17 protein-coding genes and 2 pseudogenes are annotated in these 14,164 nt (G+C 30.4%); 15 read left to right on the forward strand and 4 right to left on the reverse strand.

The genetic code is table 11. The features are described 5' to 3' along the window. Window positions 1-7 precede the first annotated feature (7 nt). The 3 genes from AN960_RS22250 to AN960_RS22265 all read left to right on the forward strand — a co-directional run bounded on the left by AN960_RS22250 (window position 8) and on the right by AN960_RS22265 (window position 3,924). A complete protein-coding gene (locus tag AN960_RS22250) occupies window positions 8-685 on the forward strand; it encodes a DUF975 family protein (protein ID WP_056476573.1) in 678 nt (225 codons plus the stop codon). 901 nt (window positions 686-1,586) lie between these two features. Further along, a complete protein-coding gene (locus tag AN960_RS22260) occupies window positions 1,587-2,762 on the forward strand; it encodes a M48 family metallopeptidase (protein WP_056476577.1) in 1,176 nt (391 codons plus the stop codon). Window positions 2,763-3,204: 442 nt separating this feature from the next. Continuing rightward, window positions 3,205-3,924: a metallophosphoesterase family protein gene (locus tag AN960_RS22265; protein ID WP_056476580.1), complete on the forward strand. Its 720-nt coding sequence runs from the start codon at window positions 3,205-3,207 to the stop codon at window positions 3,922-3,924. Here AN960_RS22265 and AN960_RS24180 read toward each other — a convergent pair. Further along, window positions 3,919-4,311, reverse strand: a pseudogene (locus AN960_RS24180) (EamA family transporter); the annotation flags it as partial. The gene AN960_RS22265 and the pseudogene AN960_RS24180 overlap by 6 nt on opposite strands. Window positions 4,312-4,347: 36 nt before the next feature. Between AN960_RS24180 and AN960_RS22270 the strand changes: the two are divergent. From AN960_RS22270 to AN960_RS22300, 7 genes are all read left to right on the forward strand, one after another. Beyond that, complete coding sequence (locus AN960_RS22270) at window positions 4,348-4,875, forward strand: dihydrofolate reductase family protein (RefSeq protein WP_056476584.1); 528 nt, start codon at window positions 4,348-4,350, stop codon at window positions 4,873-4,875. A gap of 525 nt (window positions 4,876-5,400) precedes the next feature. Further along, window positions 5,401-6,087 (forward strand): Dph6-related ATP pyrophosphatase, encoded by a 687-nt coding sequence (locus tag AN960_RS22275; RefSeq protein WP_056476587.1) that lies wholly within the window; start codon window positions 5,401-5,403, stop codon window positions 6,085-6,087. 250 nt (window positions 6,088-6,337) lie between these two features. Beyond that, window positions 6,338-6,676 (forward strand): DUF5412 domain-containing protein, encoded by a 339-nt coding sequence (locus AN960_RS22280; protein WP_286131791.1) that lies wholly within the window; start codon window positions 6,338-6,340, stop codon window positions 6,674-6,676. 46 nt (window positions 6,677-6,722) lie between these two features. Then, on the forward strand, window positions 6,723-6,959 hold the full coding sequence (locus tag AN960_RS22285) for a hypothetical protein (RefSeq protein ID WP_056476591.1): 237 nt from the start codon (window positions 6,723-6,725) through the stop codon (window positions 6,957-6,959). A 197-nt stretch (window positions 6,960-7,156) separates the two neighbouring features. Continuing rightward, a complete protein-coding gene (locus tag AN960_RS22290) occupies window positions 7,157-7,432 on the forward strand; it encodes a DUF4190 domain-containing protein (protein ID WP_056476595.1) in 276 nt (91 codons plus the stop codon). Between the two features lie 150 nt (window positions 7,433-7,582). Next, complete coding sequence (locus AN960_RS22295; protein ID WP_056476600.1) at window positions 7,583-7,954, forward strand: iron chaperone; 372 nt, start codon at window positions 7,583-7,585, stop codon at window positions 7,952-7,954. 170 nt (window positions 7,955-8,124) lie between these two features. Next, complete coding sequence (locus AN960_RS22300; RefSeq protein WP_056476603.1) at window positions 8,125-8,676, forward strand: AAA family ATPase; 552 nt, start codon at window positions 8,125-8,127, stop codon at window positions 8,674-8,676. 17 nt (window positions 8,677-8,693) lie between these two features. Here the strand turns inward: AN960_RS22300 and AN960_RS22305 are convergent, their stop codons facing one another. Continuing rightward, window positions 8,694-9,461 (reverse strand): divergent polysaccharide deacetylase family protein, encoded by a 768-nt coding sequence (locus AN960_RS22305; RefSeq protein ID WP_056476606.1) that lies wholly within the window; start codon window positions 9,459-9,461, stop codon window positions 8,694-8,696. 522 nt (window positions 9,462-9,983) lie between these two features. On the opposite strand from AN960_RS22305, the gene AN960_RS22310 reads away from it, so the two are divergent. The 4 genes and pseudogenes from AN960_RS22310 (at window position 9,984) to AN960_RS22325 (ending at window position 11,936) form a co-directional block, all read left to right on the forward strand. Beyond that, entirely contained in the window at window positions 9,984-10,268 is a 285-nt protein-coding gene (locus AN960_RS22310) for a PspC domain-containing protein (protein ID WP_056476609.1), read from the forward strand. A gap of 163 nt (window positions 10,269-10,431) precedes the next feature. Continuing rightward, a complete protein-coding gene (locus tag AN960_RS22315; protein WP_056476612.1) occupies window positions 10,432-10,869 on the forward strand; it encodes an STAS domain-containing protein in 438 nt (145 codons plus the stop codon). Window positions 10,870-11,083: 214 nt separating this feature from the next. Then, a pseudogene (locus AN960_RS22320) lies at window positions 11,084-11,503 on the forward strand (nucleotidyltransferase domain-containing protein); the annotation flags it as partial. Between the two features lie 49 nt (window positions 11,504-11,552). Beyond that, the gene (locus AN960_RS22325; RefSeq protein ID WP_056476614.1) at window positions 11,553-11,936 is read left to right on the forward strand and encodes a glyoxalase superfamily protein; all 384 of its coding nucleotides are present in this window, start codon (window positions 11,553-11,555) and stop codon (window positions 11,934-11,936) included. Window positions 11,937-12,055: 119 nt separating this feature from the next. Here the strand turns inward: AN960_RS22325 and AN960_RS22330 are convergent, their stop codons facing one another. Further along, on the reverse strand, window positions 12,056-12,547 hold the full coding sequence (locus AN960_RS22330) for an FUSC family protein (RefSeq protein ID WP_056476617.1): 492 nt from the start codon (window positions 12,545-12,547) through the stop codon (window positions 12,056-12,058). A 150-nt stretch (window positions 12,548-12,697) separates the two neighbouring features. Between AN960_RS22330 and AN960_RS22335 the strand changes: the two genes are divergently transcribed. After that, window positions 12,698-13,009, forward strand: a complete 312-nt coding sequence (locus AN960_RS22335; RefSeq protein ID WP_056476620.1) for a hypothetical protein — start codon at window positions 12,698-12,700, stop codon at window positions 13,007-13,009. Between the two features lie 120 nt (window positions 13,010-13,129). Here the strand turns inward: AN960_RS22335 and AN960_RS22340 are convergent, their stop codons facing one another. Further along, the gene (locus tag AN960_RS22340; protein ID WP_056476623.1) at window positions 13,130-13,999 is read right to left on the reverse strand and encodes a metallophosphoesterase; all 870 of its coding nucleotides are present in this window, start codon (window positions 13,997-13,999) and stop codon (window positions 13,130-13,132) included. Window positions 14,000-14,164: the final 165 nt, after the last annotated feature.

Here is a 14,164-nt window from a genome sequence, read left to right on the forward strand (position 1 = left end):
TGTTTTCATGTACATAGATGAAATACGCTCAAGAGCAAGGGATACACTGAGAGGGAATTGGAAAAAGTTTATTGGGTATACGATCATAGTACATCTTTTAACTACATTAGTTGAAAATCGACTTACTGTATACTTCCCGAATCCCATTAAAAATGAATTGACGAAATATATATCCTTTGTAATTAGCTGGGATGACTACATAACGTTTATTTATAGTTTATTTATTACGGCAATTATTACGATCGGGAGTACACGACTCTTTACATTTGCGACAAAGGAAGATGAGCAACCTTATTCCTTACAAACAATCTTTTATTATTTTACAAACTTGAATTTATATTTAAATGCATTTTTACTAAATTTCTTAACTTATTTATATACTACACTTTGGACATTGCTTTTGATTGTTCCTGGCATTATAAAATCATATTCATATAGAATGGCGCCATACATATTTATTGAAGAACCACATTTGTCTCCAAATGATGCGATAACAAAGAGTAGAAGAATGATGGATGGATATAAGTGGAAATTGTTTTGTTTAGACCTTTCTTTTCTTGGTTGGATCTTATTATGCATTTTAACAGTTGGCATTGGTTTTTTATGGTTGTTTCCTTATATGAATGCAAGTGAGGCACATTTTTATCATGAATTAAAAAATAATGAAAATGATTCTAAAATTTGAGTATAAGGTTAATGGATTTAAAAATTAAAAACGGCTGTCCTAATCAAAACGATAAAGGAGAGACGTTTTTTTTACTTATTAACAACAATGAAGTTTAAATTTCAATGAAATAAGCAATTTCCCCCAAATTACAAAGTTCATTTGATACTGTATAATAATTTGAAAATTAGATAAATAGAGAAGTGATGAGTAAAGTGAGGGCGATAAATGAGAAATTTAAATAAACAAAAAGAAAAATGGAACACAATAAGATCCAAGGGCAAGAAAAGATATGTATTAAACATAGTATTTTTTTATACTGGTTCTTGGTTACTATTTACCACATTTAATTTGTTTGTACTTAATAGAGTAGTTCTAACCTATATTCCTTATGTTATTTTTGAATATTTAATAGCAATAATATTCTCCACTTTAATGGGATTATGGATTGGGAATAAAACTTGGAATGTGAATGAGAAAAAATTTAAACAGTAAAAATGGCCATAAAAGGAAAGTGTAAATTTAATAGCGAATATCTATCATAAAGAGGTGCTGGCAAAATGTCGTTATTAAAGAGATATGGGAAATGGCTTTTCAAATTTGACAATAGAAGGCATGATCTAGCTTAATTCATTTTAGAGATAATTTTTTTACCTTCGCTTTTTATTGGAACCAAATTTCTTCTTAAGAATTATTCTTTTATTATTACTTTATTAGTTGTGTTTTTGGCTATAAATCTCTATTCTCTCTTGGATGGCTTATTGAGAAAAACTTTAAATGAATTTAATTTCAACATACCAAAATTGATCAGTATTATTCCGATTACTTCTATCATTGCTTATATAATTTTTATAGATATATATAATTGATTTCTAAAAATATATAGTGGTTGGGATCTAATAACTAAGAAGGAAGTGATCTATTGTCAGAAGAAAGTATGGAATGTGAACCAATTGTATCAAAAAAGAAAATCTTTGCTTCTCTTCTATTTATTCCAGGTTTTTATCTTATGGTTTTATTTACAACCGCATTAATCGTATTTGTTGGTAGCGGGTTAATCTTTATTATTCATTATTTTGTAGGTGAATTTTTAGGTGAATTAGGATTTGCATATTTTGGATTAATATTAATCGATGCTCTACCTTTTTTTGGTATGATATTTGGGGTAGTGAGTTGTTTTATTGCAATTATTTCTATGTTTTTTAAAAATAAACAATTTGAGCCGGCTATATTAATTAATCCTCATGATCATCCAAAACTTCGCAATTTGATTTCTGAACTTTCTGAAAAAATGAATACACAAATGCCAGACTCGATCATTTTGCATGTGAAATCAAACTTTTTTGTATCTGAAGGCAAAATTATTGTGTTTAATGGAATTGCAAAAGGTAGAATACTAGCAATTAGTTATCCTTTACTTCACATATTATCAGTAAATGAACTGCGTGCGATTATTGCCCATGAACTGTCGCATTTTACGGGTAGAGATTTAGTTTTCAATCGGTTCGTTTCTCCTGTCTATAAAGGTGCAAATAAGTATTTAGACTATATTACATCCTTGTTTAATCACAATGGTCGTCGTCGTCCAATATTTATATCAATTCCAATGATTTTACCAAATTTGCTTATGAAATATTATCTTAAAATTTTTCACAAATTTAATATGAAAATTTCTAGAGAAATGGAGTACAGAGCCGATTTTATTGCAGCAAAAATGTGTGGAAATGAAAATTTTAAAGAGGCATTGTCTAAGTTAATAAGCCATGGTAATGTTTTTAATCGTTTAATTGATGAACAAATGACCGAAAAAATTGTTCATGGATTTCAATTTGAAAATTACTTTAGCTATTACCGTGAAAATGTTGAAAGTTACAAGAAGCAAATTGAGGAGTCATTAGGTAAAGCTTTAAGCAATTCTGAAGCTGAATACGCTACACATCCTACTTTGAAAAATAGAATAATCAATTTACCGAATGTTGATACAAAATATGATGACAATGAAAAAGCATTGGAGTTAATAAATTCGTTTGATTATTTAGAAGTAAGTATGACAAAACACTATAATTATTATTTGAATAACAATTCTATGCATTTCTGATGATTTATAGTCGAATTTGAAAAAAATTAGGTATACAATAAAAGTGATAACATATTAGTAATTGATGTTAGGAGTTTACTTGTGATTGATTAAAGACTTTCAAAAGTTATTGACCATGAAATAAATGAAGCACTTAATGACATGACAGATACATCTATCTTACTTAATTTTCAAAAAGGGATTGTCGGTCTATACCCAAGTTTAATACCAATTCATGCATTTGCATTGAAAAGGAGCTAAAAAATAGCTCCTTTTTTCTTTATAGTAAAATGATAATGAAGGATTAAACTTCTTTTAAATGGAATAGTTTAATGGTTAACAAATATGAGTAGTTCGCTTTAACAATTTCAATATAAATAAATGTTTGCTAGTATATAGGGTATAGATAATTTGGGTCTTTTAGTAAAATGCAAATGTTAGAGAAGAGGAGGAAGCATGCATCATGACAAAAATAGCAGTTATTTCAGATATTCACGGAAATAAAACGGCATTAGAAGCAGTTTTAAAAGACATTCGTTCTAGAGAAATTGAAAGAATTTTTTGCTTAGGTGATATAATTGGTAAGGGGCCTCAAGGCTCAGCGTGTATAGAGCTTATTCAAAAAAATTGTGAAAAAGTGGTCCGTGGCAATTGGGATGTATTTATTCAGTCACCTGCAGAAAATGATTTTATTCAATGGTTTAGAGACCGATTAACAGATAATGACTATCAATTTCTATCTTCATTACCATTTCATATTGACCTTGAATTAAATGGACAATTAATCAGATTTTTTCACGCTTCACCAAGGAGTGAGTTTGAGAGGATTTTACCATTTCATCCAATTGAAAAACGGTTAAGTATGTTTGAAAATAGTGAGATAACAAATTCAAACAAAAACGAAAAGACCCCAGATATCGTCTTTTATGGAGATATACATACTACCTTTTTGGAAACTTTCAAAAACGGAATTCTATGCAATGTAGGAAGTGTTGGAAATTCTCTTGATTTAACTTCAGCATCGTATGCGATTCTTGATGGTTCTTATTCATCTAATTCGATCCAATTTGTAAGGGTAGAATATGATAAAGAAGCTGAAATTATGATTGCCGAAAATTTAAAATTACCGGATCTAGATAAATATCATGATGAATTAATGTTTGCTAAGTATAGAAATTCATAATCTAAAATTAAAAACAGTGGGAAATTGCACATTCCCACTGTTTATTTTATTATTTAGCTGTTTTTTCAAAAATGGTTTAGACAGTCTCCATGAATGATTTTCACTTGCAAATGTGGAACTTAATAGCAATGCCCCACCAATCATTTGAATAATTGTCATTTTCTATTGTAAGAAAACAGTTGAAATCACTAAAGTAGTGATTGGATCAACATAACTTAATGCTGCTATGCTTTGCCCGTTTAATTTCTGCATTCCTGAAAAGAATAACAAGAATCCAATGCCCGTGTGAATCATTCCTAAGATTAATATAAATGGCATTGAAGAAACTGATATTTCCAAAATCCAGAATCCCTCAGTATTGAATACATATGGCATGAGAAGTAATGAGCAAAACAAACATCAAAAAAAAGATTGGAGATTTACATGGAAAAACATCGTAAAATTATATTATATATTGGTACTTCAATTGATGGTTATATAGCAAACAATGATGGCACGTTAGAATGGCTAGAAACAACAGAAGTAGAAGGAGATTCTGGCTATAATACTCTTTTAGAGAGAATTGACACTGTAGTGATGGGAAAGGGAACGTATGACGTCGTTCGCGGATTTGATATGGATTATCCTTATCGTACATACAAAAACTATGTGTTTTCAAAAGCTGCAACTGGTTCAGATGAATATGCTACTTTTATAGACGGAGATATTAAAGCTTTTATACAAGAATTAAAACAACAACCTGGTAAGGATATTTGGTTTATTGGTGGAGGGAATCTAGCCCGAGAATTTTTTAAAGAAAATTTGATTGATGAATTTCAACTAGCGATCGCTCCAATTGTATTAGGAAAAGGTATCTCTCTTTATGCTGGTGATGATATTACCCAAAAATACACTTTGACCAAAGTAGAAAAATTAGGTCAACTTGCAATGCTTCATTATGTTAAGAAATGATTTTATGGATTTTCCCATTTAGTAGAGAAGATTATTACTTTTTTAAAACTTACAAATAAAATATACAATTTTTTTTAAAAGTGGTCTGCGGTAGCAGATCTTTTTATTTGCTTAATTTGGAGTGTTAAAAAAATTTAAAATTATTGGTTAGGTATAGCTGGAGGAAAAGTTCAATTTAGATTCTACTAAATATAGATTAGCTAATTCCAGGAAAAGATCGACTTTTGTCGGTCTTCTTATTTTTGAAACAATTTATTGCATAGATAGCAAGGGAGGTTGAAAATTTTGTCGAATATTAAAATTAGATTAAAAAACTCGTGGTATAAGGAGACGACTAATGAGTAGTAATTTTAAGTTCGGTATAAAAACGATACTGGTTCTTATAGGATAATGAAAGATGAGAATGGAGAACTTCCTAGTATTGAAAATGTGAGGAATATTGCAAGAACATTAGAAAAATTTTAATATTAATTTGTACTTAAAAATATAGTGGAAAAATCATTAAGATAAGGGAGTAAGTTGTGAATGGTAGAAACAGTAAACTGGAAAAATAATGCAGTTGGTCGTAAATTTATAACTTCTTTTAGCGGAGGGAAAGATAGTGTACTAGCCTTATATAAAGCTATGAAAATAGGGGAAGCGGTTGGATTGATCGTTATGCTTGAGGAAGAAGGAAAACGTTCTAGATCCCATGGAATGCCTCCTGAATTAGTACACGCTCAAGCAGAATCAATAGGCTTACCTGTTTATACAGGGGTGGCAAATTGGCAGGAATATGAAAAAGTATTTACACAGCTATTAGAAAATGCAAAAAATCAAGGAACAGAAGTATTAGTAACGGGAGACATAGATATGCCTGCACAAGATTGTTGGCATGATAAGGTTACTAAAAATGTTGGATTAAAGCTTGGTATGCCATTATGGGAAATGAATCACCGTGAAGCTGTCGATGAGTTTATAAATAGGGGGTTTCAAACAATTGTTGTATCGGTCAACTTATCATTAAGAATGCGAGAAGAAGATTTAGGACGAACATTAACTCATGAATATGTGAAGGAGCTTGAAAGTCGAGGCATTGATCCATGTGGAGAAAGTGGGGAGTTCCATACTACCGTGATAGATGGACCGATTTTTAAGTATCCGATTTCAGTTAAAAAGTGTGAGATTATTAGGGATGGAGAATATGCTTATTTACCTTTAGAACTTGCATAAATAAAACGGAGAAGTAAGAATGTTAAAAAATACTCATTTAATTATGGTGAAATTCAGATAACATTCTTAAGCAAAAGGGAATTAGTAGAAAATAATGGTGTTTAAGTTTTTATAAACCAATTTAAAGCAATTATAATTTCAGTAAATAGATTGAAATTTCATTGGGTACAAAAAAGGAGATCGTAATTTGTCTACTAAAATACTAGAAAATAAAAAAAGTTGGCAGAAAAGAAGACGACAAACATTTAAAATATTAATTTCTGTAAGCGTATTTTTTTTGGTGATTATCGGGTATGGGGTATACTGGGCATTTTTTGATATGAATAGATTACCAAAAGGAGAATATCTTACAGAAGAAGAATCTCCAAACGGAAATTATACTTTAAAAGCATATGTAACAAGTGGAGGAGCAACAACTGAAAATACTGTAAGAGGAGAATTAGTATTTAACAAGGAAAAGAAGAGTAAAACTGTATACTGGAATTATCGTGAGAGCGCAGCAGATATTGAATGGATTGATAGTGATACAGTTGTTATTAACGGTCACACTCTGAATGTCCCTGATGATAAATTTGATTTTCGACATTAAATATAGTCTTTTGTGGATAAGAAAAACTAGGGAAGGAAGAATTCCTTTGAAATTGTTAATATCAATCATATTAGCAACCGTATTAGGTATATTTCTTTCGATGATAGGAGAAGTTGGTATCATTATAGGTTTCGGAATTTTAGCTGGCATTTTGTTTAGAGGGGTATATCTTTTAAACGATCTAAGCAAAAGACTTTCAAAAGTAGCACCAGCTTTGCCAATATCCGATAAGGTAAAAAAAGCATATGAAGATTATTTGAGAGAAAAAGAAATAAACAGTTAAGGATGGAAATTAATTTCTATCCTTTTTTTATTTTATACGCCTTAAATGGTTCTTACTTTTTATAAAGAAATGCTGAAATAAACCCAAATTACAAATAGGAGTTGTTAGTGTAATATTATAATAGAATTATATATAATAGTGTAATTATACATTTTTTTAGAATTAATTCATATTTTTAAATTCATGGGGGTTTTGATGTGGTTACAACGAATAGTAAATCTATTTCTTCATTAACTTTAGGCGTATTATCGATAATCATTCCTTATATTGGGTTCATACTTGGTATAATAGGTCTTTTTATTTCTAGAAAAAGTATTGCCGAAATTAATCATTCGAATGAAAAAGGGAAAGGCCTAGCAATTTCGGGAAAGGTTTGCAGTATTGTTGGGATATGCATACAGACAATTTTGATTATCATTTTAGTTTTAGGAATTATAACTTTTTTTTCAATGAATGATAATATGACTTTTTAATAAGATCATAGTAGAACAAGGGTTTTTGAAGTAGAGAAATCTAATAATGATAAAACTTTGAAGTGATTTTTGACTGTTTTGGATTATATGTATATAGTTTAAATTAAAGTCTTACATACTTAAATAATTTTTGATTGAGGAGGGACCGACATGGTAGTTTTTGCAGAATATTTAGCGGGTATTGATCATCCAGACCACCGTGAACGAACTGCTGAAATTTTGGATTGGATTTCGAATAAATTTCCTAGCCTAGAGCCGCAAATTAAGTGGAATACGCCTATGTTTTCCAATCATGGTACATTTATCATTGGCATTTCGACTGCGAAGCAACATATGAGTGTATCACCAGAAGAAAAAGGTATTGAGCACTTTGCCGATGAAATTGCTGAGGCTGGCTATAGTGCTACAAAAGGTTTGTTTCGTATTCCTTGGAAAGTCCCAGTCAATTATGAATTGCTTCAGAAAATGATTGAGTTCAATATTCAAGATAAATCTGAATTAACGACTTTTTGGCGTAAATAATGAACATTGTTTAGTAACTAGTTAAAGATTAAATTTAATAGCGGAACGATTAAATAAAAATAGGAACTGATTCATTCAGCTCCTATTTTTTATTTAAGTTTAAACAAGGTCATTTTAAGTACTTAATCGAATAATATAGAATCGATGTTTTAAGATAAGTGGTGATTTAAGTGAGAAATAACATACCAAAGAAAATACATATCATTGGTTCAGTTGGAAGTGGTAAGACGACATTAGCCAGGCAAATGTCCAAAAAGCTAAATATACCTTATTATGAGTTAGATAATGTTGTATGGAAAAGGCAAAAAGGTCATAAAGATATTAGGCGTTCAAAACAAGAAAGAGAATGCTATTTAAATACACTCATTCGTACGGATACGTGGATTATTGAAGGTGTTCATAATGAAGATTGGGTAGGTAATAGTTTTAAAAATGCAGAGTTGATTATTTTTTTAGATACTAGCTATTCTGTTAGAACCTATCGAATCATTAAAAGGTATTTCTTACAAAAACTTAGATTAGAGAAGTCAAATTATAAACCGACACTTAAAATATTCTTCAAAATGTTTAAATGGAATAAGTATTTTGAAGAAGTGGGGAAACCAAAATTCTTTAAAAAGTTTAAAGATTACAATGATAAAATATTGGTCGTTAATAATATTAACGAGGTTGAGGATTACTTTAAGGAATACAGATCAAAAAATATAGGAATCGCAAAATAGCGGTTCCTAATTTTTTCTTAATGTAATGGGATTGGCAAGTTTTCTACTAATTCTGATAAAAATACAAAATTAGCTTCTTCTTTAATTTTGGGTATGTATTCCTTTATTAAATTTGAAGTAATTTCGCCTGGTTCTCCCACATGTCCAATCGCAATCATAGTTGGTTCTACTCTTACTTTTTCTAATAGTAGTCGAGTCTGCTTTTCTATATGCTTATATGTGTATAAATCATCGAAAAATAACTTGTTTTCAATGACCGGCACGCCTATTTCATCTGCAATTTTAGTAACTACGCTTCGATAATTCGTTTTACTATCGAAAAAAAATAGGCCCCTTTCTTTACAAGCAGTTAAGACAATGCGCATTACTCTCTCATCGGAAGTTGCTTTTGAACCCATATGGTTATTTACTCCGATTGCGTATGGGACGTCATCAATAGCAGCTAGGACTCTTCTTCGAATTTCTTCATCACTTAAGTTGGTCTTAATTGCATTAGGTCCTAACCAACTTGCTTTCCCTTTCCTTGGTTCCATTGGTAAATGAACAATGACTTCATATCCTTTAGAATGAGCAACAGTTGCATCCTTTTTAGTAGATGGTAAAAAAGGCATCACGGCAACTGTTAATGGGATCGGTAGTGAAAGCATTTGGTCCGTTCCTTTCATGTTATTACCAAAATCATCAATCACTATTGCAAGCTTATGATTAGGTTCAGCATATACTGAAGAGCAGGTAGTAGATAGAGCTACAAATATAGAGAATATAGAAGTAATCCAAAGCTTCATCGGTAAATCTCCTTTTCCATTAATTACTATGCTCTACTATTTTCTGTGTTTATGAAGAAATTAACCGTAAAATATTGAAAAGATACTCAAATGTATAAATACAAAAGTAAATGAGATTTTGTACTCAATTAATAAATTGAAAATTCAATTAAAATTAGAGGTAGAAAGTGCTAAGGGTAACCTGTTGCTACTTTTAATTCAATTGAAGATTTGCTCGATAAATAAGAACTTTAATTCTATTGGGAAATGTAATTAATTCAAAGTTTTGTTTTCATTTTAGGAGGTCCTATGAAAGATTTCCATTGCTGTGCAACGTGTCAGCATTTTAAAGCAGAGAAACAAGTGAAAGGTATGAAATATTATTGTAGTAGGTTGGGATTTGAAACGATGACGAACTATAAATTTAATTGTTGGAGTCCGAATGAGAATGTGAAGAAGTTGATAAATAAGTGAGTAATATGCTCAAATGAACTTGTTTTTTAAAATTTAGATGGTAAAAATGAATTTTAAAAGAGGGAAATCATGAATAGAAATAGACTATATAAATCGAATACAGATTATGTATTTTTAGGTGTATGTGGAGGTATTGCAGAAGCTCTTTTGATTCCATCAATTCTTGTAAGATTGGTATTCTTATTTTTGCCAGTATCTCTTTTAGTCTATCTAGTTTTAGGAGCGCTGATGGGAAATGATGATTTTTACTATGTTGAAAATGTTAGAAAGAAGAGTCGATTTAAAACTGTGATACTTGCTTTTGTATTTACAGTAATTGTATTCGTAATTTTATCAAACTTGGGTTATTTATGAACTAACTCAAAAGATATTCATCTACAAAAACTAAAATGACCTTACTCAAAGGTCATTTTTAATTTTCTAAATAACGATATAGCGTAGATTTACTAATCCAATTTTCCCGTTTAATATCCTCAAGTGTATTGGTTATTTGGGGGAATGGCTGGATGTGCAATGATTGGACAATCTGTTATTAATGTTAAATCATAATTTTTTAGCCATTGGTGTTATTATTGGAATTTTATTAAGTGCTGTTTTCTTTGCAGCGAAAATCTCGAAAGTAAAAGTAACTTCTCAACTTGAGGAAAATAAGCGAGTGTATAAAGTAGAAGGTCAACTGTTCTTTGCATCTGTCACAGATTTTGTTGAAGCTTTTAATTTTAAAGATGAAGTAAAAACAGTCGAGATTGATTTATCAAAAGCTCATATATGGGACGAATCTGGTGTATCAGCTATTGATAAAATTGTGATTAAATTTCATGAAAATGAAATAAAAACTACCATCATTGGTTTAAATGCAGCAAGCGAATCTATAGTTGATTCAATAGCTGTATTTAATAAACCAAATGGCATAAACCAAAATATTGGACATTTAAGTAAAGGCTTCTTCGATTGAAGAAGCTTTTTTAATTTGGAATTTGTTTACACACTGGTTATTTTAAGTTCTAGAAGGTGCCAAAACCAACGAGGAAGAAACTAATAAATAGATACATATAAAAGGTGTGGTGAAATTGGACAATTCCAATAAGGTTGAGAAACAGTTAAAGATCCTCAGTGATATAAATACTATTTGTTTAAATCTAAAATTTCATATCTGACTACGGGGAGGGTGGGCAATTGATTTTCTGCTTGGAAAAGTGACTCGCGAACACTCGGATATTGATTTAGTCTCTTTAATTCAATACAGGGATGAGTTAGAAAAGGCAATGGTTAAAGCTGGTTTTAAGAAAATTCCAGTCAGTATGCTCCAAACAGATTTCATAAAAGACGAAATCGATGTGAGTTTTGTATTTGTTAAAATTTCAGAAGAAGGTAAAATCATAGCGAATGGTTTTCCAGACTGGGAATGGAGAAATGATGCATTGCCAATTCAAAAATATAATTTAAAAGGTATATCAATTAATGTCCTAAACCCATACCAATTACTTGAAGAAAAAAAGGTTTATGAAAAAGGTACGGGACGAAAGCTTCGTTCAAAGGACATTGAGAGTATGAAAGTAATTCAAGGAATTATTGATGCAATAAGTTAAATGAACTTCTTAATAGGTAGTAGTTTTAAAAGAAAAGGAGAGAAGAGAAATGAATACATCGAAAATTTCTATGAAAAGTCCTACACCTATTCTACGTATGTTTGATGAAGATAAGGCAAAAGAATTCTACATAACATTTTTAGAATTTAAGATTGATTGGGAGCATCGATTTGAAGACGATTTACCTTTGTATATGCAAATTTCTTATAACAATTGTGTAATTCATCTTTCTGAACACCATGGGGATTGTAGCCCAGGTGCAACTATTAGAATTGAAGTAGAAAATTTAGAGTTACTTCATTCAAAGCTACTGGCAAAGAAATATAAATATGCTCGACCAGGAATTGAAGAAACTCCTTGGAAAACACGAGAGGTTCGGGTTGGAGATCCGTTTGGTAATAGAATTGTCTTCTATGAGAACATGAAAAACTGAAATTTTAATGTGCAGTATCGTGAAAGAATAATCTGAAAAATAAAGAGGATTGAAATAAGTAGTATTCTTAATTATTCCTCTTAAAAATAAAAAATAAACAAATCAGGCAAGTATTTGTACTATTTCAATTCTTTTTTTCTTGAGATGAGAGAAGACCAAATGACCTGTATTAATCCAGCAGTCAAGACGCCTACAAGCGTATCCCTCATTCGATCCATCGCATAATCCTTTGATTGGTGTTCAAATGCAAATACAAATAGAATTGTGAGAGCGACCTGGTGAAGTACTTTTTTGTCTAATTTTAAAAATTTAGCAATATATGTACCAATCAGAATTAAAAGTCCTAAGTTCCATCCAGTGACTTTTAGATAACTCGCGATTATTACAGTAATACCGATTCCAATCATTGTTCCAATTACTCGCTTGATTGATAAATTAATTGTTTTGTCCATTGTCGATTGAATAGTAAGTATAAGAGAAACTGGACCTAAGTATGGATGTGAGGAACCAAAAAAATTTGAGATTTCCCATGCTAATGTAGAACCTATTGATAGTTTCCAAATAAGACTAGTAATATTTTCAGATGAGTTCAGTGATTGTGTTTCTTCCATAAGCACCTCTTATAGAAATTTCTATTTTTTATATTATCCTCTCAAATTAAATCTTATATGTATGAGTGGTTGGTAAGAATAATTAAGAAATTGAATACTTATAATAGTGTTTAGCTAATGGACAACTAATAATAGAAATGGGTTGAAACAATGATTACCGTCTTATTTGAATATAAGTTTGAAAAGAAGTTTTTAGAGGATTTTAAATCAAGATTAAAAAAGTCAGCACATTCAAAATTTCATTCAGAGCCATCAAATATTGGAATGAATTTTATGCAAAGAGAAGATGAGCAATATTATTACATCAACTTATTTATTAAATATAGAACTATAGAAGAATATGAAGAACGAACGAGGTTTGAAAGAAGCCAGGTTGAATGGAATGAAACTTGGTTTAGTAAGGACATTACTCATGAACTATTATCAGTAACAATTTGGAAAGATTTTAGTCCTATGTCCTAAAATCTTCAATGCAACGTGATTTGTATATGAGGAGAAATTATGTGAACTTGTTTGACTAACTTTTGATAAAGATTGATTCTAATGTACCCGCAAGGATTTCATATTTCCTTGCGGGTTTTATCAATTACTTTTTAAAGTGAAAACTGAAATTTCTGGAACACTAAAAAATCGAAACGGAAGCCTTGTTGTTCCTATACCCCGATTAACGTATAAGTTCAAAGGTTTTTTATGATCATTTATTTTATATAAACCTTCAGTATAAATGGTTGCTAATGGTGGAGTATAAATTGCTTCGTGAAATGGAAGTTTTACTTGTCCACCATGACTATGGCCAGAGAGTTGTAAGTCAATCGGATACTCTTTTAGGCGTGCTGCCACATCGGGTTCATGAACTAGTAAGAGATTAAAAGCGTTTTTTTGTATATTTTTAAATGCTTTAGCCGGATTTGGTCTTCCTAAGAGATAGTCATCCAAACCAATAATATTTAGTTTGCTATGATCTTTTAAGTCGATTACTTTCTGTTCATTTTCTAAAACTGTAAAACCAGATTTTATGAAAACAGATGATGAGATTTTCTTGCCTGCTCCACCAACATCATGATTACCGTAAATAGCATATTTACCATATTTTGCTTTTAATTGTTGAAGTACTGCAGGGATTTGATCTAATTTATTGTATAAAGCGCTATTATCAATTAAATCACCAGTAAACACAATTAAATCAGGGGTTTGTTTATTAATTTGATCGACAACTTTATTTAATTGCTTTAATGTATAATGAGCACCTAGATGGCTATCACTAAATTGAACAATTTTCAATCCTTCCATCTGCATTGAAACGGAATTTGATGTGATCGTTATTTGATTTACATCCAACATTTTTGGTTCGATACTTTTTGAATAACTATATAAAATAATAGGGAAAATTAATAATATCAAAGTAAAAAATAGTAATCTTCTAACGATCCTTCTAAATATGGTATATTTCATGTCTATAACCTGCCTTTTATGAATGAATTGATACAATTAAGATTGCAAATAAAATAAATAGAGCACTGATTAAAATTTCAATGATCCTCATGTTATCACTCCTCGAAAACAGTTTAAGCTACCTTTGTTACATGAACGTGACAAAATAACATAATTGAACGGAGG

Source organism: Bacillus sp. FJAT-25509 (assembly GCF_001420605.1).
Classification (GTDB): domain Bacteria; phylum Bacillota; class Bacilli; order Bacillales; family Bacillaceae_G; genus Gottfriedia.